At 66.3% G+C, this 24,479-nt stretch carries 25 protein-coding genes; 14 read left to right on the forward strand and 11 right to left on the reverse strand.

All coding sequences use genetic code 11. The annotated features are described in order from the left end of the window. Positions 1-191 precede the first annotated feature (191 nt). Both AB9K35_RS03100 and AB9K35_RS03105 read left to right on the forward strand, forming a co-directional pair. Entirely contained in the window at positions 192-1,094 is a 903-nt protein-coding gene (locus AB9K35_RS03100) for an SPFH domain-containing protein (protein ID WP_369924438.1), read from the forward strand. After that, positions 1,094-1,372: an NfeD family protein gene (locus tag AB9K35_RS03105; RefSeq protein WP_369924439.1), complete on the forward strand. Its 279-nt coding sequence runs from the start codon at positions 1,094-1,096 to the stop codon at positions 1,370-1,372. Before AB9K35_RS03100 ends, AB9K35_RS03105 begins: the two co-directional genes overlap by 1 nt. 87 nt (positions 1,373-1,459) lie before the next feature. Here the strand turns inward: AB9K35_RS03105 and AB9K35_RS03110 are convergent, their stop codons facing one another. After that, positions 1,460-2,239, reverse strand: a complete 780-nt coding sequence (locus AB9K35_RS03110; protein WP_369924440.1) for a hypothetical protein — start codon at positions 2,237-2,239, stop codon at positions 1,460-1,462. 264 nt (positions 2,240-2,503) lie between these two features. Here AB9K35_RS03110 and AB9K35_RS03115 point away from each other — a divergent pair, with 264 nt between their 5' ends. The 3 genes from AB9K35_RS03115 (at position 2,504) to tpiA (ending at position 4,267) form a co-directional block, all read left to right on the forward strand. Beyond that, positions 2,504-2,866: an SUF system Fe-S cluster assembly protein gene (locus AB9K35_RS03115; protein WP_222453509.1), complete on the forward strand. Its 363-nt coding sequence runs from the start codon at positions 2,504-2,506 to the stop codon at positions 2,864-2,866. Between the two features lie 150 nt (positions 2,867-3,016). Further along, positions 3,017-3,376, forward strand: coding sequence for an iron-sulfur cluster assembly accessory protein (locus AB9K35_RS03120; protein ID WP_222453510.1), 360 nt, complete (start codon positions 3,017-3,019; stop codon positions 3,374-3,376). Positions 3,377-3,517: 141 nt separating this feature from the next. Then, complete coding sequence (tpiA, locus tag AB9K35_RS03125; RefSeq protein ID WP_369924441.1) at positions 3,518-4,267, forward strand: triose-phosphate isomerase; 750 nt, start codon at positions 3,518-3,520, stop codon at positions 4,265-4,267. Positions 4,268-4,353: 86 nt separating this feature from the next. Here tpiA and AB9K35_RS03130 read toward each other — a convergent pair whose 3' ends face one another. The 5 genes from AB9K35_RS03130 to AB9K35_RS03150 form a co-directional block, all read right to left on the reverse strand. Continuing rightward, positions 4,354-5,730: a TRAP transporter large permease gene (locus AB9K35_RS03130; protein ID WP_222453512.1), complete on the reverse strand. Its 1,377-nt coding sequence runs from the start codon at positions 5,728-5,730 to the stop codon at positions 4,354-4,356. Beyond that, positions 5,730-6,407, reverse strand: coding sequence for a TRAP transporter small permease (locus AB9K35_RS03135; RefSeq protein ID WP_222453513.1), 678 nt, complete (start codon positions 6,405-6,407; stop codon positions 5,730-5,732). The genes AB9K35_RS03130 and AB9K35_RS03135 overlap by 1 nt, the downstream gene beginning before the upstream one ends. Before the next feature lie 114 nt (positions 6,408-6,521). Continuing rightward, positions 6,522-7,523 carry a DctP family TRAP transporter solute-binding subunit gene (locus AB9K35_RS03140; protein ID WP_222453514.1) on the reverse strand — a complete coding sequence of 334 codons (1,002 nt, stop codon included), beginning with the start codon at positions 7,521-7,523 and terminating at the stop codon, positions 6,522-6,524. 619 nt (positions 7,524-8,142) lie between these two features. Next, on the reverse strand, positions 8,143-9,372 hold the full coding sequence (locus AB9K35_RS03145; RefSeq protein WP_369924442.1) for a sigma-54-dependent transcriptional regulator: 1,230 nt from the start codon (positions 9,370-9,372) through the stop codon (positions 8,143-8,145). Beyond that, on the reverse strand, positions 9,369-11,138 hold the full coding sequence (locus AB9K35_RS03150) for an ATP-binding protein (RefSeq protein ID WP_369924443.1): 1,770 nt from the start codon (positions 11,136-11,138) through the stop codon (positions 9,369-9,371). Before AB9K35_RS03150 ends, AB9K35_RS03145 begins: the two co-directional genes overlap by 4 nt. A 58-nt stretch (positions 11,139-11,196) precedes the next feature. Here AB9K35_RS03150 and AB9K35_RS03155 point away from each other — a divergent pair, with 58 nt between their 5' ends. Further along, entirely contained in the window at positions 11,197-12,378 is a 1,182-nt protein-coding gene (locus AB9K35_RS03155; RefSeq protein WP_369924444.1) for a cytochrome P450, read from the forward strand. A gap of 93 nt (positions 12,379-12,471) precedes the next feature. Here AB9K35_RS03155 and AB9K35_RS03160 read toward each other — a convergent pair whose 3' ends face one another. Then, positions 12,472-12,948, reverse strand: a complete 477-nt coding sequence (locus AB9K35_RS03160) for an Lrp/AsnC family transcriptional regulator (protein WP_222453518.1) — start codon at positions 12,946-12,948, stop codon at positions 12,472-12,474. A gap of 149 nt (positions 12,949-13,097) precedes the next feature. On the opposite strand from AB9K35_RS03160, the gene cobA reads away from it, so the two are divergent. The 7 genes from cobA (at position 13,098) to AB9K35_RS03195 (ending at position 18,810) form a co-directional block, all read left to right on the forward strand. Further along, a complete protein-coding gene (gene cobA / locus AB9K35_RS03165) occupies positions 13,098-13,916 on the forward strand; it encodes a uroporphyrinogen-III C-methyltransferase (RefSeq protein ID WP_369924445.1) in 819 nt (272 codons plus the stop codon). Then, positions 13,916-14,224, forward strand: coding sequence for a DUF2849 domain-containing protein (locus tag AB9K35_RS03170; protein ID WP_222453520.1), 309 nt, complete (start codon positions 13,916-13,918; stop codon positions 14,222-14,224). The genes cobA and AB9K35_RS03170 overlap by 1 nt, the downstream gene beginning before the upstream one ends. Next, a complete protein-coding gene (locus AB9K35_RS03175) occupies positions 14,217-15,881 on the forward strand; it encodes a nitrite/sulfite reductase (RefSeq protein ID WP_369924446.1) in 1,665 nt (554 codons plus the stop codon). Before AB9K35_RS03170 ends, AB9K35_RS03175 begins: the two co-directional genes overlap by 8 nt. A 2-nt stretch (positions 15,882-15,883) precedes the next feature. Beyond that, the gene (locus tag AB9K35_RS03180) at positions 15,884-16,645 is read left to right on the forward strand and encodes a phosphoadenylyl-sulfate reductase (RefSeq protein WP_369924448.1); all 762 of its coding nucleotides are present in this window, start codon (positions 15,884-15,886) and stop codon (positions 16,643-16,645) included. 5 nt (positions 16,646-16,650) lie between these two features. Then, complete coding sequence (locus AB9K35_RS03185) at positions 16,651-17,046, forward strand: DUF934 domain-containing protein (protein WP_222453523.1); 396 nt, start codon at positions 16,651-16,653, stop codon at positions 17,044-17,046. Between the two features lie 143 nt (positions 17,047-17,189). Further along, on the forward strand, positions 17,190-18,056 hold the full coding sequence (locus tag AB9K35_RS03190) for a ferredoxin--NADP reductase (protein ID WP_369924449.1): 867 nt from the start codon (positions 17,190-17,192) through the stop codon (positions 18,054-18,056). A gap of 196 nt (positions 18,057-18,252) precedes the next feature. Beyond that, entirely contained in the window at positions 18,253-18,810 is a 558-nt protein-coding gene (locus AB9K35_RS03195; protein WP_369924450.1) for a hypothetical protein, read from the forward strand. A gap of 152 nt (positions 18,811-18,962) precedes the next feature. Here the strand turns inward: AB9K35_RS03195 and AB9K35_RS03200 are convergent, their stop codons facing one another. After that, the gene (locus tag AB9K35_RS03200; protein WP_369924451.1) at positions 18,963-19,604 is read right to left on the reverse strand and encodes a hypothetical protein; all 642 of its coding nucleotides are present in this window, start codon (positions 19,602-19,604) and stop codon (positions 18,963-18,965) included. Between the two features lie 342 nt (positions 19,605-19,946). On the opposite strand from AB9K35_RS03200, the gene infC reads away from it, so the two are divergent. Next, a complete protein-coding gene (infC, locus tag AB9K35_RS03205; protein ID WP_222453630.1) occupies positions 19,947-20,495 on the forward strand; it encodes a translation initiation factor IF-3 in 549 nt (182 codons plus the stop codon). A gap of 92 nt (positions 20,496-20,587) precedes the next feature. Here the strand turns inward: infC and AB9K35_RS03210 are convergent, their stop codons facing one another. The 3 genes from AB9K35_RS03210 to AB9K35_RS03220 form a co-directional block, all read right to left on the reverse strand. Then, positions 20,588-21,373, reverse strand: a complete 786-nt coding sequence (locus AB9K35_RS03210; protein WP_369924453.1) for a xanthine dehydrogenase family protein subunit M — start codon at positions 21,371-21,373, stop codon at positions 20,588-20,590. Between the two features lie 86 nt (positions 21,374-21,459). After that, positions 21,460-23,829, reverse strand: coding sequence for a xanthine dehydrogenase family protein molybdopterin-binding subunit (locus tag AB9K35_RS03215; RefSeq protein ID WP_369924455.1), 2,370 nt, complete (start codon positions 23,827-23,829; stop codon positions 21,460-21,462). A 113-nt stretch (positions 23,830-23,942) separates the two neighbouring features. Then, on the reverse strand, positions 23,943-24,428 hold the full coding sequence (locus AB9K35_RS03220; protein WP_222453528.1) for a (2Fe-2S)-binding protein: 486 nt from the start codon (positions 24,426-24,428) through the stop codon (positions 23,943-23,945). Between the last annotated feature and the right edge of the window lie 51 nt (positions 24,429-24,479).

A 24,479-nucleotide genomic window follows, 5' to 3' on the forward strand; every position in this document is an offset into this window, starting at 1 on the left:
CGGTTGGGGGACAATTCCGGGCTTGCCAGTCCCCCGCCGCCACCGCCATAACTTGTACCCGGCAGAGGCAGAACACCGCTGCCGGGCACGCCCCCTCGGGGCCAGCCGATGCCAGCCTTTTCGGGCCTGACAGCCCCCGCTCCGCCTGCCGCCACCGGGCAGAGAACGCCCGGCAACCAAAGGACATCTGAATGAACGATTTTCAAGTCGAAGACATTTTCCTCACCCTGCTGGCTGACAACATCCTCTACCTGCTGGGCGCGCTGCTGCTCGTCATCGTGGTGCTCAAGGGCATCCGCATCGTGCCCCAGTCGCAGAAATTCGTGATCGAACGCTTCGGCCGCCTGCACGCGGTGCTCGGCCCCGGCATCAATTTCATCGTGCCGTTCCTGGACGTGGTGCGCCACAAGGTGTCGATCCTCGAACGCCAGCTGCCCAACGCCACCCAGGACGCGATCACCAAGGACAACGTGCTGGTCGAGATCGACACCTCGGTGTTCTACCGCATCCTCGAGCCGGAAAAGACCGTCTACCGGATCCGCGACGTCGATGGCGCGATTTCCACCACGGTGGCCGGCATCGTGCGCGCCGAGATCGGCAAGATGGATCTGGACGAGGTGCAGTCCAACCGCGCCCAGCTGATCGCCGAGATCAAGCGCAGCGTCGAAAGTGCCGTGGATGACTGGGGCATCGAGGTCACCCGCGCCGAGATCCTCGATGTGAACCTCGACCAGGCCACCCGCGATGCGATGCTGCAGCAGCTCAACGCCGAGCGCGCTCGCCGCGCCGAGGTTACCAAGGCCGAGGGCCAGAAACGCGCCGTCGAGCTGGCCGCCGATGCCGAGCTTTATGCCGCAGAGCAGACCGCCAAGGCGCGTCGCATCCAGGCCGAGGCCGAAGCCTATGCCACCGGGGTGGTGGCCAAGGCAATCGCCGACAACGGCATCGAAGCCGCGCAGTACCAGGTGGCGCTGAAACAGGTGGAAGCGCTGAACGCGCTCGGCAACGGTGACGGCAAGCAGACCATCGTGCTGCCCGCGGCCGCGCTGGAAGCCTTCGGCGATGCCTTCAAACTGCTGAAAGGCGGCAAGTGATGGCGGACCAGTTCTGGGCATTGTGGTGGGTCTGGGGCGCCGCGGCGCTCGTGCTCGCCATTCTCGAGGTCCTGGTGCCCGGTTTCGTGTTCCTCGGGTTTGCCATCGGCGCCGCGGCCGTGACCGCGCTTTTGCTGCTGGGCGGCGGCGGCATCGGCCTGTCGCCGCTGCTGCTGGTCTTCGCCGCCCTGTCGCTGGTGGCCTGGCTGATATTGCGGCGCCTGTTCGCCCTGCCCAAGGGGCAGGTCAAGACCTTCGACCACGACATCAACGACTGACAAACGCTCCGGCTGCCCTGCCCGGCGACACGCTGGGGGCAGCCTGCCCGGGCGGCAGCTGGCCCTCACCCCGCGCACACCCGGGCGTCAGAACCGGATCCCCACCCCGGCCAGCAGCCCGTGGCTGACGGTATCGTGACGGAAATAGCCCGCCGTACCGCGCTGGCCCTCCTCGTAGTCGACACCAAGAGCGCGATACATCACGTAGACCGACGCCCGCTGCCAGCGGTCGAAAACGACCCCGCCGGTCGCCGACCAGCTGTGATCGCTACCGCCAAGCCCGCCGATATCGCCCTCCAGCAGCAGGCTCAATCCCGGTCTCAGGCGGCGCTGCCAGCGCAGGCCGACGATCGCATCGCTCCAGTCGGCGCTGCGGCGCAAACTGCCGGGAGCCGCCTCCTGCACGTCCACGTCCCAATGGCGGACGCCCCCGAACACCTCGAGGCGATCGCGGTCGCTGGCCGCCCCCGGGCCGATGCGGCCCAGCCGGTAGGTCACCACCGCCTCGCCGATGTTCTGGTCATAGTCGACCACCACGCCGCCCCCGCCGCGCCCATCGGCATCCTGCACCGTGTAGCGCAGCCGAAAGCCGAGGCGGCTGCGATGGCGCGCCTCGAACTCAAGCACGCCCCCGGCCCGCAAAGGGTCCAGCATATCCCCCGGATCAATCGACAGGTCGCGGCCCAGCAGCCCCAGTTCGGTGACCCCCTCCACCGACCCGGCCTGCACCATGGGTGTCAGCTGAAACTGCCAGATCCGTTCGGCCTCTGCGCGCTCCGCGGCCAGTCCCGAAGCCACGATCACCAGCGCCGCCAAGGCGGGCCGCTGCGCTCGCCGGGCTCTGGATTGGACAACTGGCATGGTCATGGCACCTCCCGGTGCGGCGGCGCAATCGTCTCGCCGGAGCCGCCCCGTGGCACCCCGTTGGCTCTTGCCCGCACGCATCCCCCGCGCCGCCTGGCCCGATTGCCTGCCGGTTCAGCAGGGGGGCCACAATCTAGTGCTGCAACCCCCTGAAATCAAATTCCCGTCACCCGCCAGACAGGAAGTTCCCGCCGCGCCGCCGCCACCACTGGACGCCGGAGCCGGTGTTTCCTATATAAACGGTCGGAAAACCAGACCGGAACACGCATGACCAACTCGTCCGAACCTCTCGAAGGTACCCCGCTGATCGCGCCCTCCTCCGTCGACCATCCGCTCTACGAAGCGGTGGCCGATGCCTGCCGCTCTGTCTATGACCCGGAAATTCCGGTCAATATCTACGAGCTGGGCCTGATCTACACCATCGACATCAGCGAAGAGAACGAGGTCAAGATCATCATGACCCTGACCGCACCGGGCTGCCCGGTTGCGGGCGAAATGCCGGGCTGGGTCGTCGATGCCGTCTCGCCGATCCCCGGCGTCAAGGATGTCGATGTGCAACTCACCTGGGAGCCGCCCTGGGGCATGGAAATGATGTCCGACGAGGCCCGGCTGGAACTGGGCTTCATGTAATCTGCGCCCCGGGCCGCGGTTCCGCCCGTGGCCTTGCGCGCTGCCGCCAGCTCCGCAGTCCGCTGCGGGGCCCGCCCCGCCTCCCCCCTCTTGAGCCAGCACCACCCCGCGCCTAAGTTAGACGTAACGCGCGAAATTTGGAGATCTCTCATGTTCGGCATCCCCGGCAAACAGGCGGTAACCATGACCCCCAAGGCAGCGGCCCAGATTGCCAAGCTGATGGAGAAAGACGGCCATGCCGGCCTGCGCATCGGCGTCAAGAAGGGCGGCTGTGCGGGTATGGAATACACCATGGAATACGTCGACGAAGCCGCCCCCAACGACGAGGTGGTGGAACAGGACGGCGCCCGTATCCTGATCGCACCGATGGCGCAGATGTTCCTGTTCGGCACCGAGATCGACTACGAGGTGACGCTGCTGGAAAGCGGCTTCAAGTTCAACAACCCCAACGTGGCCGAGGCCTGCGGCTGCGGTGAATCCATCAGCTTCAAGGAACAGCCCGGCAGCTGACGCGGCATGCCAGGGCCGGACACGGGCGGGCGGGGTCTTCCCCGCCCTTTTTGCGTGCCGCCGCAGGCGCGCAAGCGAATTGCGCCGCGCGCCCGCCGGTGTTACCTGTCTCCTCCAAACAGATCAGCGGAGGCTTTCCCCATGCGGCGCAAACTGGCAGCAGGCAACTGGAAGATGAACGGCACCGGCGCAAGCCTGGCAGAACTGGCGGACCTCGGCGAGCGTCACGCGGATCCGGCGGTCGACATCCTGATCTGCCCCCCGGCCACGCTCTTGTCGCGGGCGGCAGAGGCGGTTCAGGGCGGTGCCATCGCCATTGGCGCCCAGGACTGCCACGCCGAGGCCGCGGGCGCCCATACCGGCGACCTGTCCGCCGCCATGCTCAAGGATGCGGGCGCCAGCGCCGTGATCCTGGGCCACTCCGAACGCCGCGCGGACCACAGCGAAAGCGATGCCCAGGTCCGCGCCAAGGCCGAGGCCGCCTTTGCCGAAGACCTGATCGCCGTGATCTGCCTCGGCGAGACGCTGGAGCAGCGCGAGGCGGGTGAAACACTGAAGATCGTTGGCGACCAACTCGCCGCGTCGGTGCCGGACAGCGCCACTGCCGCCAATACGGTGATTGCCTATGAACCGGTCTGGGCCATCGGCACCGGCAAGGTGCCGACGCTGGAGCAGATCGGCGAGGTCCACAACTTCCTGCGCACCGAGCTGGTGCACCGTTTCGGTGCCGAGATCGCCGATGGCATCCGCCTGCTCTACGGCGGTTCGGTCAAACCCGGCAACGCGGGCGAGATCTTTGCCGTCGCCAATGTCGACGGCGCGCTGGTCGGCGGCGCCAGCCTGAAGGCCGCGGATTTTTCTCCGATCATCGAAACCCTGGAAAACGCCTGACCCACACGCAGAAGTGCAAACCTGTGCAGGCATGAAAAAACGCCCCGGTTTCCCGGGGCGTTTTCTTTTGGCACGAACATGTGCACCTAGTTGGTTATGATCTCCGGCCCCATCACCGCGTTCGGCAGCACCGTCGACAGCCAGGGCACGTAGGTGATCAGGATCAGGAAGACGAACAGCACCGCCAGGAACGGCAGGGCCGCCCGCACCACGGACATCATCGGCATGCCCGCAACGCCCGAGGTCACGAAGAGGTTCAGACCGACCGGCGGAGTGATCATGCCGATCTCCATGTTCACCACCATGATGATGCCCAGGTGGATCGGATCGATGCCCAGCTCGATGGCAATCGGGAACACCAGCGGCGCCACGATCACCAACAGGCCCGACGGCTCCATGAACTGGCCGCCGATCAGCAGGATCACGTTCACGACGATCAGGAACATGACCGGGCCGAAACCCGCCGACAGCATGGCATTGGCGATATGCTGCGGCACCTGCTCGTCGGTCAGAACATGCTTCAGGATCAGCGCATTGGCGATCACGAACAACAGCGTCACGGTCAGCTTGCCCGCCTCGAACAGCGTGTGTTTGGTGTCGCTGTGCAGGAACGCGGTCAGCAGCGCATGCGGCTTCTTCAGCAGCGATGTCTTGGCCTCGCCCTCGCCATTGGAGAGCGGCCCCATGTCCTTGTAGACAAAGCTCGCGATGAAGAAGGCATAGACCGCCGCAACAGCCGCCGCCTCGGTGGGCGTGAAGATGCCGCCGTAGATGCCGCCGAGGATGATCACGATCAGGAACAGGCCCCAACCGGCCTCCCGGCCCGACGCGATGATCTCGCCCCAGCCCTTCCACTCGCCCTTGGGCAGGTTCTTCACCTTGGCCATCACGTAGATGGTCACCATCAGGAACAGGCCGGCCATCAGGCCCGGAATCACACCTGCCAGGAACATCCGCCCGACCGAGACCTCGACCGCCGCGGCATAGACCACCATCACGATGGAGGGCGGGATCAGGATGCCCAGCGTGCCCGCGTTACAGATCACACCGGCCGCGAACTCCTTGGAGTAGCCGACCTGGCGCATGCCCGCGATCACGATCGAGCCGATCGCCACCACGGTTGCGGGCGACGACCCGGACAGGGCCGCAAACAGCATGCAGGCAAAGACGCCGGCAATCGCCAGACCGCCCGGCAGGTGGCCGACGCAGGCGATGGAGAAGCGGATGATCCGCCGGGCCACGCCGCCCGTGGTCATGAAGCTGGAGGCGAGGATGAAGAAAGGGATCGCCAGCAGGGTGAAATGGCCTTCGAAGGCTTCAAACAGCGTCCCGGCGACCGACGCCAGCGAGCTGTCGGAATAGATCAGCAGAAAGATGGTCGAGCTGAGACCCAGGGATACCGCAATCGGCACCCCGATCAGCAACAGGCCGATCACCATCGCAAAGAGGATTACCACTTCCATCAGTCATGCTCCCCGCGCTGCGCCTGCACTTCTGCAATTTCATCTTCGACTTCATGGCTGGCCACCAGCCGGTCGGCCTCGCCGCGGGCGATCTGGAACGCCGCCTGGATGAACCGGACCACCAGCAGCAGGGTCGACACCGGCAGCACCACGTAGGGCACCACCTTGGGCAGCTTCTCGTAGGAATCGCCGTAGTTGATCAGGTCTTCGAGAAACCGCAGGAAGCTCACCATCGGCACGTCCTGCACCTCGTAAAAGCTCTGGCTGCGGGCCTTCATGTCAAAGCCGGTCGGGAACCACCGCCCCGAGGTCGGCGGCAGGTCGGCGAACACCGCCCAATAGTCATAGGCGCCCTTCAGCAGCAGCAGCGAGAACACGATGCAGCAGGCGGCGGCAAACAGCCCCACCGCCCGGCGTGCGCCCGGGTTCAGCATGTTGACGATGGCGTCCACACCCAGATGCGCATGTGCCTTCACCGCGTAGGATGCCCCCAGCAGCACCAGCCAGGCGAACAGGAACACGGTCAGCTCCAGCGCCCACAGGATGTTGGAATTGAACACGAAACGCGCGATCACATTGGCAAAGGTGATGATGGTCATCAGCCCCAGCAGCAGCGCGATCAGGGTTTCTTCGAGTGAATTGAGTAGCCCGGTTGGGCCGGTTCTTGCCCCCGACATGATAGTCCCCCAAATTTTTGGATTGCTTGGTTGGGCCGCCGGTCAAAGCCGCGGCGCCGGGTGCAGGGCGCCCGCAAAGGGGCACCCTGCCTGTCTGAAATTCCGCGGGCCGGATTAGAAGCCTGCGTTGATCGCTTGGGCGGCGTCGATCTTATCCTGGCCGACATCGCCTGCGAATTTCTCCCAAACCGGCTTCATCGCCTCGACCCAGACCGCGCGCTGCTCGGGCGTCAGCTCACGCACCACGCCGCCGGCATCGATGATCGCCTGCTTGGCCTCGTTGTTGACCTTGGTGGATTCCGCGTTCCGCACCGCGGTCACCTCGTTCAGGATGGTCAGGAACTGCTCGCGCACCTCCGGCTCCAGGCTGTCCAGCCAGTCAACGGAGGTCACCACCAGGTAGTCCAGCACGCCGTGGTTGGTCTCGGTCACACCGTCCTGCACTTCAAAGAACTTCTTGCCGTAGATGTTCGACCAGGTGTTCTCCTGGCCGTCCACAACACCCTGCTGCAGGGCACCGTAAACTTCCGAGAAGGCCATCTTCTGCGGGCTGCCGCCGATCGCTTCCATCTGCGCGACCAGCACGTCCGAGGACTGCACGCGGAACTTCAGCCCGTTGGCGTCTTCCGGCGCCAGCAGCGGCTTGTTCGCCGACATCTGCTTCATGCCGTTGTGCCAGTAGGCCAGACCCTGCAGGCCGCGGCGCTGCATCGAATCCAGCATCTCCTGACCGGTCTCGGAGGCCTGGAACGCATCCACCGCCTCGATGTTCTTGAACATGAACGGCAGGTCGAACAGGCGGAACTGCTTGGTGAACTTCTCGAACTTGGACAGCGACGGTGCCGCCAGCTGCACGTCACCCTGCAGCATCGCCTCCAGCACCTTGTTGTCGTTGTAGAGGGTGGAGTTCGGATAGACCTCCAGGCACATGGTGCCGTTCATTTCCTCGTTGATACGCTTTTCCAACAGCGACGCGGCGATCCCCTTGGGGTGCTTGTCGGTGTTGGTGACGTGGCTGAATTTCACCACGATCTCGCCGTCGTCGCAGGCAGCGCTTGCCGCACCAGCGGTCACGGTCAGCGCCATCGCGGTGGCGGCAGCAGTCAGCATCTTCATGTCATTCCTCCCAGAATTGCAGTGCTGTGTTCAGCAGCATGGCTGAAACCCGCACATAACATCCCAAGTTGCGAAAATCCGCTCAACAGTTGATTCGAGAATCACGGGGAACGCCGATTTCATATTGTTTTTCAACGCGTTTTCCGGCCATCCTTGGAAAGCCCCGCCAGCCCCTGCGCACGCTGTGCGAAATCCCGCACAGGCCATTTCGGGCTTTGTGCGAAAATCCGCACAAATGTTAGCGCATGACATAGGCCGTCGATCCACTGGCAGAATCGCTCTGCCCGGTCTTTGGGCGACTGCTCGCGCGGTGCCTGTTGCGCATGCAGCGTACGCCGCAGTGTCCGCTCCTTAACCCGGTCTTGCGATACTGGCTTTCGTCGCGACACCGGTGCGGACTGACACCCCGCACCAACAGGAGAACCGGACCCCTCAGACCACCTCCTCATTGGGTGCAGGGGTGTCCCGCAACGAAGGCTTCAGCGGACATGGGGGAAACGCCCCCATCCTGCCTCCGCCCATGCCCCCCCTTTGATCGGGGGGAGCGGCGGCGCCGCCTCCTTTACCACCGGCAGCCATGCCGGATCAGAACGAGCCGCACGGCTCCCCCCTCTCCGCCTCAGCGGCGGTAATCCTCGGGGCGGATGCCATAGCGGGCCAGCTTGTCATAGAAGGTCTTGCGGGGCAGCTTCAGGGCTTGCGCCGCCACAGCCGCGCGCCCGTTGGCCCGCCCCAGCGCCGCGATCAGCAGCGAGCGCTCCACCTGCGCCATCTGTTCCGCAAGGCCCAGCCCCGCGCTCGCCGCCGCCTCCTCGGGCATGCCCAGCACGAAGCGCATCGCCGCCGACATCAGGGACCGGGTATTGCCCGGCCAATCCTGGGCCATCAGCGCCGCCAGATGTTCCTGGCTGATCTCCGGCGGCTGGATGCCCGCCTGTTCCGCCGCCTGCGCCACGTAGTGACGAAACAGCACCGGAATATCGCCGGGACGTTCCGCCAGCGAGGGGATGCGCACCCGCATCACGTCCAGCCGGTAGAACAGATCGGCGTTGAAGGCGCCCTGCTCCACCTGCCCGGCCAGATCGGCGCTGGACCCCGCGATCACCCGCGTGCCCGCACCCTGTTCCAACTGCCCCAACAGCGCATATTGCGCCGCCTCGGGCAGGCTCTGCACCTCGTCGAGAAACAGCGATCCCCCGGCGGCGTCCTTGCACAGGCTGACGACGTCGGCCTGCCCCAGCCCGGCAGCGGCGCGTTTCACGAAGGGGCCCTGGCCGACCGGGGACATCAGGTGGATGACCTCCGCCACCTTGGAAATGCCGCTGCCCGGCGGCCCCGAGACCAGCACCTCGGCCCCGGTCGGGGCCACCGTGCGCACCCGGCGGCGCAGCGCACTGGCCTGCGGCGAGCTGCCGAACAGCATCCGCGAGGCCGGATCGCCGGTCTCCAGCTGCTGTTTCAGGCGGCGGTTCTCCAGCACCAGGGCGCGGGTCCGCAGGGCGCGCTCCAGCACCGGCAGGAAATCGGCGGCGGCACAGGGCTTTTCGAGAAAGTCAAACGCCCCCCGCGACATCGCCCGGACCGCCATCGGAATGTCGCCCTCGCCGGTCAGCAGCACCACCGGCAGCTCGGGGTCGACCTCATGGGCATAGTCCAGCAGGTGGAACCCGTCGCGCCCCGGCATCCGGATGTCAGAGACGATGATGCCGTCGAACTCCCGCGTGATCAGATCCTTGGCCGCCACGAAGGAGCCCGCGGTGACCGCGTCCAGCTCGTTCAGCTCCAGCGTCTGCGCCAATGCCGCGCGCACCGCCGCATCGTCGTCGACCAGCAAAACCCTGCGTGTCATGCCGCCTCTTCCTCTTTCCAATATTCCAGCTCCACCGTGAACACCGCGCCGCGCTCGGCGTTGGAGCCGCGAATGTTGCCGCCAAAGCTCTGCACCAGACCGTAGGAAATGGACAGCCCCAACCCCATCCCCTCGGAGGAGCCCACCGCCTTGGTCGAATAGAACGGATCAAACACCTTTTCCGGCTCCTTCAGGCCGGGGCCGATGTCCTGCACGGTGACCGACAGCCGCGCGCCGCGGTGCACCTGCAGGCGGATCACCCGGTCCTCCTGGTCCAGCATCGCGTCCACCGCGTTGTTGATCAGGTTCACGAAGACCTGCGTGAGCCGCACCTCGCCGCCGCGCACGAAAATTTCTCCGCGCGGCTGCGGCGCCCAGTCCAGGCGCACGGAACACTCGCGCAGCCGCGTCTGGGTCAGCTCCACGGCGTCCTCCAGCACCTTGGCGAGGTCGACCTTTCCGACCGGCTCGCTCTCGTTGCGGGCAAAGGCGCGCAGGTTCTTGATGATCCGCGCCATCCGCGCCGCCATGTCGGAGATCCGCGCCAGGTTCTCCCCCGTGCGCTCGGCCTTGCCACGGGCGAGGAAGGCGGCGCCGTTCTCGGCATATTGCTGGATCGCCATCAGGGGCTGGTTCAGCTCGTGGCTGATGCCCGCCGACATCTGCCCCAGCGCCGACAGTTTGCCCGCCTGCACCAGGTCCTGCTGCGCCCGCTTCAAGGCGGCCTCCGCCTCCTCGCGCTCGCGCACCTCGCGGCGCAGCTGCACGTTGGCGGCGGACAGTGCCTCGGTGCGCTGCGCCACACGGCTTTCCAGCACCGCATTGGCCTCGGCCAGGGTGCGGCGGCGCTCCATCACGAAGAACAGCATGGCCCCGAAGGCAAGGCACACCGCCGCCAGCGCCGCCGCCTGCAGCGCGGCGATCCGCCGGGCCGGCGCCACATCCACCAGGATTTCTCCGGTCATGCCGATCACCGGCAGCGCCACCGACAGATGCAAGGCGCGCGCGGGCAAATACGGGCTGCCCGCCAGTCGCCAGATCTCATGCGGGCCGATGTGCCATTGGGCCAGCACCCGGGGCCGACTCGCCGCCGCCCCCAGCCCCGGCCCCGCCGCGCCGCCCGCCACCGCCGCCTTGCGGTTCCAGAACAGCAGCTCGGACCGGTTGGCGATGAACACTTCGCCGCTGGCCACGGTAAAGAACACCGCCGGCAGGCTGCCGCGCCACGTCTGTTCCACGTCCTCGATATCAGCAACCACCACCAGCGCGCCGCGAACGCGCCCATCGCTGCCAAAGGCTGGGGCGGCGTAGAAATAGGCCCGCTGGTCGTCGGGCCGCAACACGCCATGGCCGGTGCCCAGCGCCCCCTGTTGCGCGCGCCGGAAATAGGCCTGGTCGGCCACGCTGCTGCCCACCACGCCCTCGGCTGCCGCCAGCACCCGGCCCGAGGAATCGGTAAAGAACACGTCCAGCGCCGCGGTCTTGTCCGCGATCGAGCGCAGCAGATCCGCCGCCGCCGCCCGGGCCACCGGCTCCGACAGGTCGCGCAGCACCGGGTGCTCCGCCGTCAGCACCGCCAGCTCCTGGTAGACCTCCAGCTGGGTGCTGACCCGGTCCGACGCCAGCGCCAGGTCGGCGGCGCTGCGTTCAGCCAAGCTGTCCAGCGCCTGCCGGTAGCCATAGGACCAGACCGCCAGCGCCAGCGCCGCGACGGCCAGCAGGAAGCCCACGGGCAGGCTCCAGCGGATCAGAGTTTGTGCTTTCATGCGGGCAAGTTAACAGCGCAGCCCTTGCAAAGACCAGCCATGCCGGCAAAATCACCCCATGCAGATCCTGTCCCAATCCCCGACCGATCCCGGCTTCGCCCAGAACCCCTACCCGTTTTACGCGGCGGCCCGCGCGCAGGGCCAGCTGCACCGCTGGCAGGACTACGGCATGGTTGCCGCCTTCGGTCATGCCGCGGTGCACATGCTGCTGCGCGACCGCCGCTTTGGCCGCGAACTGCCGCAGGAGATGCAGCAGCACGGCCCGGCCCATCTCGCGCCCTTTCTCGCCACCGAGGCGCATTCGATGCTGGACGCCGAACCGCCCCGCCACACCCGCCTGCGCAAGCTGGTGATGCGCGCCTTCACCTCGCGCGGGATCGCGGCGCTGCAGCCTGGGCTGGAGACGCTGTGCCACCAGCTGATCGACGCGTTCCCGGACCACCCGTTCGACCTTCTCGAGGCCTATTGCACCCAGGTGCCGGTGATCACCATCTGCCGCCTGCTGGGCGTGCCGACCGACATGGCGCCGCAGCTGCTGGACTGGTCGCACCGGATGGTGGCGATGTACCAGGCCGCCCGCACCGAGGCGACCGAACACGCCGCCGCCGCCGCGGCGCAGGCGTTCACCGATTTCCTGCGCGGCTATATCGACGCGCGCCGCGACGATCCCCGCGACGACCTCATCACCCGGCTGATCGCCGCCGAGGAAGAGGGCGAGACCCTGTCGACGGATGAGCTGATCGGCACCTGCATCCTGCTGCTGAACGCGGGCCACGAGGCCACCGTGCATTCGCTGGGCAACGGCGTGAAGACGATGCTGCAGCAGGGCTGGCAGGCCGAGTGGCTGGCGCCCGAGGGCATCGAGCGGCTGGTCGAGGAGATCCTGCGCTACGACCCGCCGCTGCACATGTTCACCCGCTACGCCTATGAGGAGGCAGAGGTTTTCGGCCATATTTTCCAGCGCGGCGAGCAGGTGGCACTGCTGCTGGCCGCCGCCAACCGCGACCCCGCGGTTCTGGAGGAGCCGGAGCGGTTTGACCCGACCCGCCCCGCCAAGGTCAACAAGAGTTTCGGCGGCGGGCTGCATTTCTGCGTCGGCGCGCCGCTGGCCCGGCTGGAGATGCAGATCGCGCTGCCGATCCTGTTTGAGCGTTGCCCGGAGCTGAAACTGGCCGCCGCGCCGCAATACGCCAACACCTATCACTTCCACGGGCTGACCCGGCTGATGGTGACGGTCTGAGGCTAGGCCCCGACTGTCCGCGCCGCTTGGGGCGCGGTCATGCGGGGCGCGCGCCTTCCGGGGAGCGCGCGTGCTGCGGGCGCGGTCAGGGGATCAGACCGCCACGCTGTCCAGCGGCAGCATGGTGGTCGACTTGATCTCCTCCATCGACAACAGCGCGGTGACGTTGTGCACCTTCACCTCCGAGATCAGCGCCTGGTAGAACACGTCATAGGCCCGCGCGTTCTGCACCCGCACCTTCAGGATATAATCGATATCCCCCGCCAGCCGGTGCGCCTCCTGCACCTCGGGGCGGTCGCGCAGGGCCTGCAGGAACTTTGCCTGCCACTCCGCCTCGTGCTCCGAGGTGCGGATCAGGACAAAGAAACAGGCCTCGAACCCTAGCGCCTCGGCATCCAGCAGCACCGTTTGCTGACCGATCACCCCCGCCTCGCGCAGCTTGCGGATTCGATTCCACACCGGCGTCTTTGACGAGCCCACCCGGCGGGCGATTTCATCCAGAGACTGGCTGGCATCGCGTTGCAGTTCAGCCAGAATTTTCCGGTCCGTGCCGTCGATCCGCACCGTCATTCCTGTTTTCTCCTTGTCTGAGGACCAATCAGCCCGGCTTCGCGCCGCGCAGAAACCAACGTTCTTATTTATCCGCTGATATAGCGTAATGGCGGGAATATTTCCTATATCTACAGCCAAGTCAAACACGCACCACAGAGGGTACAGGGATGTCCGCACCTACGACACATGCCGCTATTGCCACCGCTCACGTTCGCGGCGGCATGTGTTGCCTGGTTGCGGGCGAGGTTGCCTTTGCGGGCTCCGGCCCCGGCGACCCGGAGCTGCTCACCCTCAAGGTGCTGCGCGCCCTGCAAGAGGCCGATGTCATCCTGCATGACCGCCTGGTGTCCGACGCCGTGCTGGCCCTGGCCGGTCCGCAAGCCGCGCTGGAAAACGTCGGCAAGGAGGGTTTTGGCCCGCAGGTCAGCCAGGAGGACATCAACGCCCGCCTGGTGGCCCATGCCAAGGCCGGCAGGAAGGTGCTGCGCCTGAAGGCCGGCGATCCGACCATCTTTGCCCGCCTGGACGAGGAGCTGTCGGCGCTGGAGGCGGCAGGCATCGCCAGCCAGATCCTGCCCGGCATCACCGCCGCCTCCGCCGCCGTTGCCGCCATCGGCCAGAGCCTGACCCAGCGCGGGCGCAATTCCTCGGTGCGGTTCCTGACCGGCCACGACATGAAGGGCTTTGCCGACCACGACTGGGCCGCGCTGGCGCGCCCCGGTGCGGTGGCCGCGGTCTACATGGGCAAGAAATCCGCCCGCTTCGTGCAGGGCCGCCTGATCATGCACGGGGCCGACCGCGCCATGCCAGTCACCCTCGTCGAAAACGCCTCGCGCCCCGAACAGCGGGTGCTGGAAACCACGCTGGAACGCCTGCCTGCCGACCTCGACGCGGCCGGGCTGGACGGTCCTGCCCTCACCTTCCTGGGGCTCGCGCCGCGCAAAGCGGCCGCCGCCCTCACCGATCTCAAGACGGAGCTTGCATAATGCCTCGCGCCTTTACGCCCAAAGTCATCACCGCCAACGACCTGCTCGAGGGCGACGTGATCTATTTCACCGCTGACGACACCTGGACCCGCGACATGTCCGAGGCCGAGCTGATCACCGATGAAGCCGAAGCCCAGCTGCGCCTGATCGAGGCGGAGAAGCAGAACCTCAAGATCGTCGGCGCCTACCTGGCCGATGCCAAGGCAGGTCCGAACGGCCCCGAACCCACCCACTTCCGCGAGGAATTCCGCCGCACTGGCCCCTCGAACTACTTCCACGGCAAGCAGGAGGCGCAAGCCAATGTATAAGTACAACGAGTTCGACGAAGCCTTCCTGGCAGAGCGCAACGCCCAGTTCCGCGCCCAGGTCGAGCGCCGCATCGACGGCTCGCTCACCGAGGAAGAATTCCGCCCGCTGCGCCTGATGAACGGCGTCTACCTGCAGCTGCACGCCTACATGCTGCGGGTGGCGATTCCCTATGGCACGCTGAACTCCGCCCAGATGCGGCAGCTGGCCCTGCTGGCCGAGAAGTGGGACAAGGGCTATGGCCATTTCACCACGCGCCAGAATATCCAGTACAACTGGCCCAAGCTGCGTGACCTGCCCGACATGCTGGACGCCCTCGGCGAGGTCGGCCTGCACGCGATCCAGACCTCGGGCAACACCATCCGCAACACCACCGCCGACCATTTCGCCGGTGCCGCCAAGGATGAGCTGATGGACCCGCGCCCCTATGCCGAGCTGATCCGCCAGTGGTCCACCGACCACCCGGAATTCCAGTTCCTGGGCCGCAAGTTCAAGATCGCCATCACCGGCAGCCCCAACGACCGCGCCGTGACCAAGGCGCATGACGTCGGCCTGCGCATGGTGCAGCGCGACGGCGAGACCGGTTTCGAGGTCATCGTCGGCGGCGGCCTTGGCCGCACCCCGCTGGTCGGCAAGGTGCTGCGCGAGTTCCTGCCGCAGGCGGACCTGCTGCCCTATCTGGAGGCGATCCTCAGCGTCTACAACGTGCTGGGTCGGCGCGACAACAAGTACAAGGCGCGCATCAAGATCACCGTGATGGAAAACGGCATCGACACCTTCCGCGCCAAGGTCGAGGAAGCCTTCCTGACCCTGCGCGCCCAGTTCGACGGCACCGACCAGGCGCTGCTGGAAGACATCAAGCAGCATTTCGCGGCGCCCGACTTCCGCTCCGGCAGCACCGAAGCCTTTGATGCGGCCTATGACACCGACCCGGTGTTCCGCGCCTGGGCCGACACCAACCTGACCGAGCACCGCAAGGACGATCACGCGATCGCCACCATCTCGATCAAGGCGCATGGCGCGACCCCGGGCGACGCCACCGCCGAACAGATGCGCGTGATGGCGGATCTGGCCGAGCAATACGCCTATGACGAGCTGCGCATCAGCCACCAGCAGAACGTGATCCTGCCGCATGTCCACAAGAACGACCTGCCCGCGATCCACGCCAAGCTGAAACAGCACGGCCTCGCGACCGCCAACGTCGGCCTGATCTCGGACATCATCGCCTGCCCGGGCATGGACTACTGCGCGCTGGCGACGGCCCGCTCGATCCCGGTGGCACAGGAGATCGCGACCCGCTTTGACGAGCTGAAGATGGAGCACGACATCGGCCATCTGCAGATCAAGATCTCGGGCTGCATCAACGCCTGCGGCCATCACCACGTGGGCCACATCGGCATCCTCGGGCTGGACCGCGCAGGGGTGGAGAACTACCAGATCACCCTGGGCGGCGACGCGACCGAGACGGCCGCCATCGGCACCCGCACCGGCCCCGGTTTCGCCTATGACGAAATCGTGCCCGCGGTGGAGCGCATCGTCGAGGTCTACATGGCGCAGCGCGAAAGCGCCGACGAGACCTTCCTCGAGACCTACCGCCGCATTGGCATGGAGCCCTTCAAGGCAGCCCTCTACCCAGAGGCCCAGAAAAAGGTCGCCTGACCATGTTCGACACAGCCGGAAAACAGCCCGCCGGGGGGGGCAACCCCACCCGCGACCGGGAGCTGGCCGCCAAGGCGGAGGCGCTGAACGCGCGCTTCCGTCACCACTCGGCCACCTCGGTGATGGAAGGCGCCTTGAAGGACGCAGGCCACATTGCGCTGGTCTCCTCCTTTGGGGCGGAATCGGTGGTGCTTTTGCACATGGCCGCGGTCATCGATCCGATGACGCCGGTCCTGTTCGTGGACACCGAGCTGCTGTTCACCGAAACGCTGATCTATCAGCAGGAGGTGAGCGAGCGGCTGGGCCTGCGCAACGTGCATATCATCCGCGCCGAGGACATCGCCGAGAAAGACCCCTATGGCGCCCTGCGCTTCAGCGACAAGGACGCCTGCTGCACCCTGCGCAAGACCATTCCGCTGCAAAAGGCGCTGGCGGGCTATGACGGCTGGATCACCGGTCGCAAGCGGTTCCAGTCCGGCTCCCGTGCCGCGCTCGATTTCTTCGAGGTCGAGGACGGCACCGGGCGGCTCAAGATCAACCCGCTGGCCCATTGGGCGCCCGAGGACGTGCGCGCCTACATGGATGAAAACCGCCTGCCCCGCCATCCGCTGGTGGCCAAGGGCTACCCGTCGATCGGCTGCGCGCCCTGCACCAGCCCGGTCAAGGAAGGCGAAGACCCCCGTGCCGGCCGCTGGCGCGGTGAAAACAAGGAAGAATGCGGCATCCACGTGGTGGATGGCAAATTCGTACGCACAGGAGCGTAAGTGAGATGACTGTTATCGTGACCGACACGGGTTTTGCCCCCGACGACTGGACCGGCGGCTTTGACGGCGCCAACGTGCTGGAGCTGGCCTCCGACGCCGACCTGAGCGACGTGTCGCTGGACGGGGTGGAACTGGTGCGCATCCAGTTCCCCAGCTTCGCCGACGGCCGCGGCTTCACCCTTGCCCGGCAGCTGCGGCTGAAGGGCTACGAGGGCCGCCTGCGCGCCTTTGGCCATGTGATCGCCGATCAATACGCCATGGCCCGGCGCTCGGGTTTCGACGAGGTCGAGATCAGCGACGATCTCGCCGCGCGCCAGCCCGAGGATCAATGGCTTGCCCGCGCCAACTGGAAAGCGCATAGCTACCAGGCCCGCCTGCGCGGCAGCACCGCTGCCCGCTGAGCCAGCCCCCTTGCAACCGGGAAAACCCCGCACCCTGCCCCGGCGCCCGCGCCGCAGCGGGCAGGATTTGCGGAACAGGGGTTTTCCTGACCTGTATCAAAGACTAATCAGAGGTGCCGGCAGATCTTCCGGCAGTGCATGTGATGAATGAGATGACCGCCGTGACCGAGACCGCAACCACCGCCGCGCCCGAAAAGGCCAAACCGGCCCTGCCCGACGCCCAGACCGTGACCTCGGTCAAGCACTGGACCGACAAGCTGTTTTCCTTCCGGGTGACCCGCCCCGCCTCGCTGCGTTTCCGCTCGGGTGAATTCGTGATGATCGGTCTGATGAACGATCCCGACCCCAAGACCGGCAAGCAGAAACCCCTGCTGCGCGCCTACTCCATCGCCTCGCCCTCCTGGGACGAGGAGCTGGAGTTCTACTCGATCAAGGTCGAGGACGGCCCGCTGACCTCCAAGCTGCAGCACATCCAGCCCGGCGACGAGATCATCCTGCGCCCCAAACCGGTCGGCACGCTGGTGCATGACGCGCTCTTGCCCGGCAAGCGGATCTGGTTCTTTGCCACCGGCACCGGCTTTGCGCCCTTTGCCTCGCTGCTGCGCGAGCCGCAGACCTACGAGGATTACGAAGAGGTCATCATCACCCACACCTGCCGCACCGTGGGTGAGCTGCAGTATGGCCGCGAACTGATCGAAAGCCTGAAGGACGACGAGCTGCTGAACGAGCTGATCGGCGAGGGCTTCTGGAAAAAGATCAAATACTACCCGACCACCACCCGCGAGGAGAGCCCCAAGATGGGCCGCATCACCGACCTGATGCGCTCGGGCGAGGCCTTTGCCGACCTTGGCGTGCCGCCGCTGAACCCGGACACCGACCGCGCGATGATCTGCGGCAACCTGGCCTTCAACCTCGAACTGAAGGACCTGTTCGAGAACACCTACGGGCTGGAAGAAGGCGCCAACTCCAAGCCGCTGCATTTCGTGGTGGAAAAGGCGTTCCTGGACTGATCCGGCGCACCCGCGCCCCGGAACCAAGGCCGCCCCGCCCGGGCGGCCTTTTTCTTTGGCACCGGAGGGCACCGGGGGCGCGGCGGCATGCCTTGTTTTGGTCACGGTTTTGTCCGTGCCGCGCCTTGTCCCGTTTATCTTTTGTTGGGAATGTTTGCCTAATTCTGATGCTGTCATCCAGAATGGAGCAGCACCGATGCAGAACGATCCCACCACCGGGCAGGCGCCCATCTTCTCCTCTGTCCGCAGCGAAGCAGGCAAGGCCCGCGTCAAGGCGGCCCTGAACGGTTTCCAGTCCCGCCCGGACAAGGTGCAGCCCTCCATCCCCGACAAGATCGCCGCGGTCAAAGCCAGCTTTGACCTCACCGCCGTTTCGCCGCTCGACATCGACCGGATGTTCGACGCGCTGGTCGAAGCCGGCCAGCCGGTCACCGCGCCCATGCTGCTGTTGAATTCGATGGGGGCCGCGTTCCGCGGACGCCTTGCCGCGATCACCGGCAACCCCTTTGATGCGGCGCGACCGATGGACCTGGTCGCCGTGGCGAAACTGCAGATCCAGCGCGCCCGCAAGCAGGGTGGCAGCAGTGCCAGCTGGGAAGCCTTCCTGGCGTTCCTGGCCCCGCAGGCCGCAACGCCCGCGCCGGTCTCGGCGGCAGCGCCCGCCGCCCCGCTGACCGAGAAACCAACCCCGATGGCCCATATCGGCCAGTTGGCCCAGACCGCGCAGGCCGGCGCACAGATGCACCCGCACTGACCGGCCACGCGCCCGCCGCCGCATCGCGCTGCCCAGCGGTGCTGCCGCAAGGCGAGCCGGCAGACTCAATCAGCCCCTTCCCACCGGAAGGGGCTGATCTGCGTTTTGCCATGTGGATCGCAGGGCGTCTTGCCCCATGCGGGCCGCCCGGATCAGTTGCTCGCGGCGCTGCCCCCGGCGGAGCCTTCGACCGTCGCCTCTGCGCCAGCTTCCGCCTCGGTCGGTGCGCTCAGCAGCTTCTTGGCATTTGCAGCCGCATCATCCAGCGCCTGACCGGCATCGCCGGTCGCCGCATCCGTGGCCGCTCCGGCCGCTTCCGCAGCCTCGGTTGCCGCCGCTCCGGCGGCATCAGCGCCCTTGGTGATCGCCTCTGCTGCCGCCTCGGCGGCGGCGTCAGCACCCGCCTCGGCAGAGCCCGCCGCGGCGATGCCGCTATCCAGCGCCTCGCTGGCGCTGTCGGCCGCGCTGTCGATCGCCCCTTCCACGGCCTCCTCAACGGCCTTGGCAGCCTGGTTCACCGTTTCACCCACCGTGGCGGCGGCTTCGCTCGCCACTTCGCCCGCGGCCTCGACGGCCTCGCCGAGCGCATCCGCAGCCTCATCCACGCTCTCCGGCAGGTCTGCGTCGGGCACCGTCTCCACCTGCACCTGCTCGGGCTCGGTCACGGGGGCTGGCTGGGGCGCATCCTCACTTGTCGCCACCGGCGCGCTGTCCTGCGGCTGCTGGCCGCTGATCACCACATAGCCCCCCACCGCTGCGGCCCCCAGAGCCGCCAGGATCAATAGCTGTTTCATCATGCTTTCCTTCCTAGTTCCGGCCTCCGCCGCACGGGTCGGCGGGATTTGCCCCGCAAGACCATGCACATCCGCAGATGCCTCACACCCGCCACATGGCGATGCGCGCGGCCTTCCTCAAGGGGGAAGTTTCCCGCCCACGCCTCATGCGCGCGCGACCGCCGTCGCCCCCCGGCCAACCGCACCGCTCAGCGCCCTTCCACCGCCCTGTTTTGGCAGCAATTGCAACATGCGGCCTTGAAAAGCAGCTTTCCTGCCGCCATACCGCCCATAGGCCTTGAATCACAGGCGCGGGAGCAGTAGCTTTCCCGCACTTTTTGCAATGACAGAAGGATCACAGTCATAGCCCGCAGACCTCATAACGCGCCGCCGCAACGTGACACCGGCCCGCGCGTCAACGAAAAAATCCGTGCCCCCGAAATCCGCCTGATCGGTGCCGATGGCGAAAACGTTGGGGTCGTGCATCCCGCGAAAGCCATGGACATGGCGGCAGAGGCCGGATTGGATCTGGTTGAAATCTCGCCCAACGCCAACCCGCCCGTGTGCAAGATCATGGACTTTGGCAAGTTCAAGTACGAACAGCAAAAGCGCGAGAGCGAAGCCCGCAAGAAGCAGAAGATCATCGAGGTCAAAGAGGTCAAGTTCCGTCCCAACACGGACACTCATGACTATGATGTGAAGATGCGCAACGTCTACAAGTTCCTCGAGAACGGCGACAAGGTGAAAGTCACCCTGCGCTTCCGGGGTCGCGAGATGGCTCACCAGAACCTGGGCCGCGAACTGCTGGAACGCGTCGCCGAGGACATCAAGGAACTGGGCAAGGTCGAGAACATGCCCAAGATGGAAGGCCGTCAGATGATCATGATGATCGGCCCGCTGGCGAAGAAGTAAGCCGCAGCGCCCCCCCACGGCGCCCGGACATAAAGAAAGCCCCGCAGGCGCTGCCGCGGGGCTTTTGCTTTGGCACGGGCGGCCCGCAGGCGTCAGCCCGCCGCCGCCACCGCCCGTTTGGTCATCACCGCGACCAGATGCGCGCGGTACTCCTTGGAGCCGTGCAGATCAGCGATCATGCCCTCTGCATCCACGCTCAGCCCGTCCAGCGCGTCAGACGCAAAATTGGCACGCAGCGCCGCCTCCGCCTCGCGCCAGCGGAACACGCCCTCCTCCGACGCGCCGGTGACCGCAACCCGCACCCCGTCAGAGAACCTGGCCACGAACACCCCCACCAGCGCAAAGCGCGACGCGGGCTGCACGAACTTCTGGTAGTTGGCTTTTTCCGGCACCGGGAAGCGCACCGCGGTGATGATCTCGCCCTCCTCCAGCGCGGTCTCGAACAGCCCCTGGAAATAGTCATCCGCTTCGATCTCGCGGCTGTTGGTGACGATGGTCGCGCCGCTGCCCAGCGCCGCCGCCGGGTAGCAGGCGGCGGGGTCGTTGTTGGCCAGCGAGCCGCCGATGGTGCCGCGATTGCGCACCGCCGGATCGCCGATGTGGCTGGCCAGCTCCGCCAGCGCCGGATAGCTGGCGGCCCCGGCGGCCACCGCCGCATGGGTCGCCGCCCCCCCAATGGTCAGCACGCCGCCGCTGTCGCTGATGCCCTGCATCTCGGTGATGCCCGACAGGCTGACCAGCCTGGACGGCATCGCCAGCCGCTGTTTCAAGGTCGGGATCAGCGTCTGCCCGCCGCCCAGCGCCTGGGCGTCCTCCTCCGCCAGCGCCGCCACCGCCTCACCCACGGTCGCAGGCTTTACAAACTCGAATTCATACATCGCGTGTCCTTTCCGAAAACCGGCACTCCGGCCTTCATCTTTCCGAAAATACTCCGGGGGTATGGGGGCAGCGCCCCCATGAACCCTTAGCCGTTCATCGCCGCCCAGACCCGCGCAGGGCTCAGCGGCATGTCGATATGGGTCACGTTCTTGCCCGCCGATTGCAGCGCATCCACCACCGCGTTGACCACCGCGGGCGGCGAGCCGATCGCGCCCGCCTCGCCGCAGCCCTTCACGCCCAGGGGATTGTGCGTGCAGGGCGTCTGGCAGGAATGATCCACCTGGTAGAACGGCACATCATCCGCCCGCGGCATCGCGTAATCCATGAAGGAGGCCGACAAGAGCTGCCCGTCCGCGTCATAGGCCGCGTTTTCCAAGAGCGCCTGGCCGATGCCCTGCCCCAGCCCGCCATGGACCTGGCCGTCGACGATCATCGGGTTGATGATATTGCCGAAATCATCCGCGGCCGAGAACCGCTCGATGGTGACCTTGCCGGTGTCGGGGTCGACTTCCACCTCGCAGGCATAGGCGCCCGAGGGATAGGTGAAGTTCGCCGGATCGTAAAACGCGGTCTCCTCCAGCCCCGGCTCCAGCTCCTCCAGCGGGTAGTTGTGCGGCACATAGGCGGTCAGCGTGACATCGCCCCAGGCCACCGATTTGTCGGTGCCCGCAACGGTGAACTGGCCGTCCTTCAGCTCGATATCCGCGTCCGAGGCCTCCAGCAGGTGGGCGGCGATCTTCTTCGCCTTGGCGATGATCTTCTCGGTCGCGCGCACCATGGCCGAGCCGCAGACCGCGATGGAGCGCGAACCATAGGTGCCCATGCCAAAGGGCACACGGCCGGTGTCGCCATGCACGATATCGACCATGCTCTCGTCGATGCCGATCATGTCGGCGACGACCTGCGGGAAGGAGGTTTCGTGCCCCTGCCCGTGGCTGTGCGCGCCGACGAAGACGCTGATGGTGCCGGTGGCGTTCACCCGCACGGTGGCGGCATCATAAAGGCCCGCGCGCGCGCCCAGCATGCCGACGATGTTCGAGGGCGCAATCCCGCAGGCCTCGATATAGCAATTGACGCCCAGACCGCGCAGCTTGCCCTTCTTCTCGCTTTCCGCACGGCGGGCGGCAAAGCCCGCGACGTCGGCGATCTCCTCCAGCTTGTCCATGGTGGCGGTGTAATCGCCGGTGTCATAGGTCAGCGCCACCGGGGTTTCATAGGGGAACTCGGTGATGAAGTTCTGCCGCCGCAGCGCAATCGGATCGACGCCCAGCTCGCGCGCGGCCTTGTCAATCACGCGCTCCAGCTGGAAGGTCGCCTCGGGCCGGCCCGCACCGCGGTAGGCGTCGACCGGCACCGTGTTGGTGAACACCGTCTTCACGTTCACCTGCACCACCGGCGTCTTGTAGTTGCCCGCCATCAGCGTGCCATGCAGGTAGCTGGGCACCGAGGTGGCAAAGGTCGACAGATACGCGCCCATGTTGGCCATCGTGTTGGTGCGCAGCGCGGTGAAGTTGTTGTTGCTGTCCAGCGCCAGCTCGATCTTGGTCACATGGTCGCGGCCATGGGCGTCCGAGATGAACGCCTCGGACCGGGTCGAGGTCCATTTCACCGGCCGCCCGCAGGCCTTGGCCGCATGGGTGCAGAATGCCTCCTCGGCGTAATGAAAGATCTTGGAGCCAAAGCCGCCGCCCACATCCGGCGCCACCACGCGCACCTTGTGCTCGGGCAGGCCCAGTACGAAGGCGCACATCAACAGGCGGATCACATGCGGGTTCTGGCTGGTGGTGTGCAGCGTGTATTCATCGGTGCCGCGGCTGTATTCGCCGATGGCCACGCGCGGCTCCATCGGGTTGGCGACCAGCCGGTTGTTGACCAGCTCCAGCGTGGTGACATGCGCCGCCGCATCAAAGGCCGCCTGCACCGCGTCGTCGTCGTCATTGCCGAACACCCAGTCATAGCAGAGGTTTGAGCTGAGATCCTCATGCACCTTGGCGCTGTCCTCCGCCAATGCCGCGGCCATGTCGACCACCACCGGCTTGTCCGTGAGGTCCAGTTCGATCGCCTCGGCGGCATCGCGGGCCTGCTCCAGCGTGTCGGCGACCACGGCGGCGACGATCTCGCCCACGTGGCGGATGGTGCCATCGGCGATGATCGGGTGGCGCGGCTCCTGTTGCGGGTTGCCGTGACGGTCGGTCACGCCCCATCCGCAGGGGATGCCGCCGACCTCGGCAAAGTCCGCGCCGGTGAAGATTTTCACCACGCCGGGCATCGCCTCGGCGGCGCTGGTGTCGATGGAATTGATGGTTGCATGGGCCACGTCGGCGCGCAGGAAATGCACATACGCCTGTCCGTGCACGTTGATGTCGTCGGTGTAATTGCCGGCGCCGGTCAGAAAGCGCACGTCCTCGCGCCGCTTGGGGCTGGCACCGATTCCGCTGTCGTTGTCCTTGGGCATGTCTGAAGTCTCCTCCCTGGAGGCTGCGGCCATTGGCGCAGCTCTTGGTATTCACTCCTTTTGCAGGTCAGGCCGGGCACCGGCCTGCGGTCGTCGCATATGGGGGGCGGCGGCTATTCCGCCGCGATGGCAGAGACATCCTGCCCGGAGGCCGCAAGGATTGCCTTGATGATATTGTGGTAGCCGGTGCAGCGGCACAGGTTGCCCTCAAGGTATTCGCGGATCTCCGCCTCGGTGGGCTTGGGGTTGTCCTTCAGCAGCGCCGCCGCCGACATGACCATGCCCGGCGTGCAGAAGCCGCATTGCAGACCGTGGTGGTCCTGGAACGCCTGCTGGATCACGTTGAGCGAGCCGTCGGCGTTGGCCTGCCCCTCGATGGTGGCAACATCAGAGCCGTCGGCTTCCTGTGCCAGCATGGTGCAGGATTTCACCGCCTTGCCGTCCACATGCACCACGCAGGCGCCGCACTGGCTGGTGTCGCAGCCCACATGGGTGCCGGTCAGCCCCAGCGTGTCGCGCAGGAACGAGGACAGCAGCGTGCGCCCCTCGACCTCGCCGCTGGCAGCCTTGCCGTTCACGGTCATTGAGACCTTGGCCATAGTACCCTCCCTTAGCTTGTTCTTGTCTGGCTGAGCAGAGTTAAACACGCC

It is taken from the genome of Leisingera sp. XS_AS12 (assembly GCF_041224635.1).
GTDB lineage: Bacteria > Pseudomonadota > Alphaproteobacteria > Rhodobacterales > Rhodobacteraceae > Leisingera.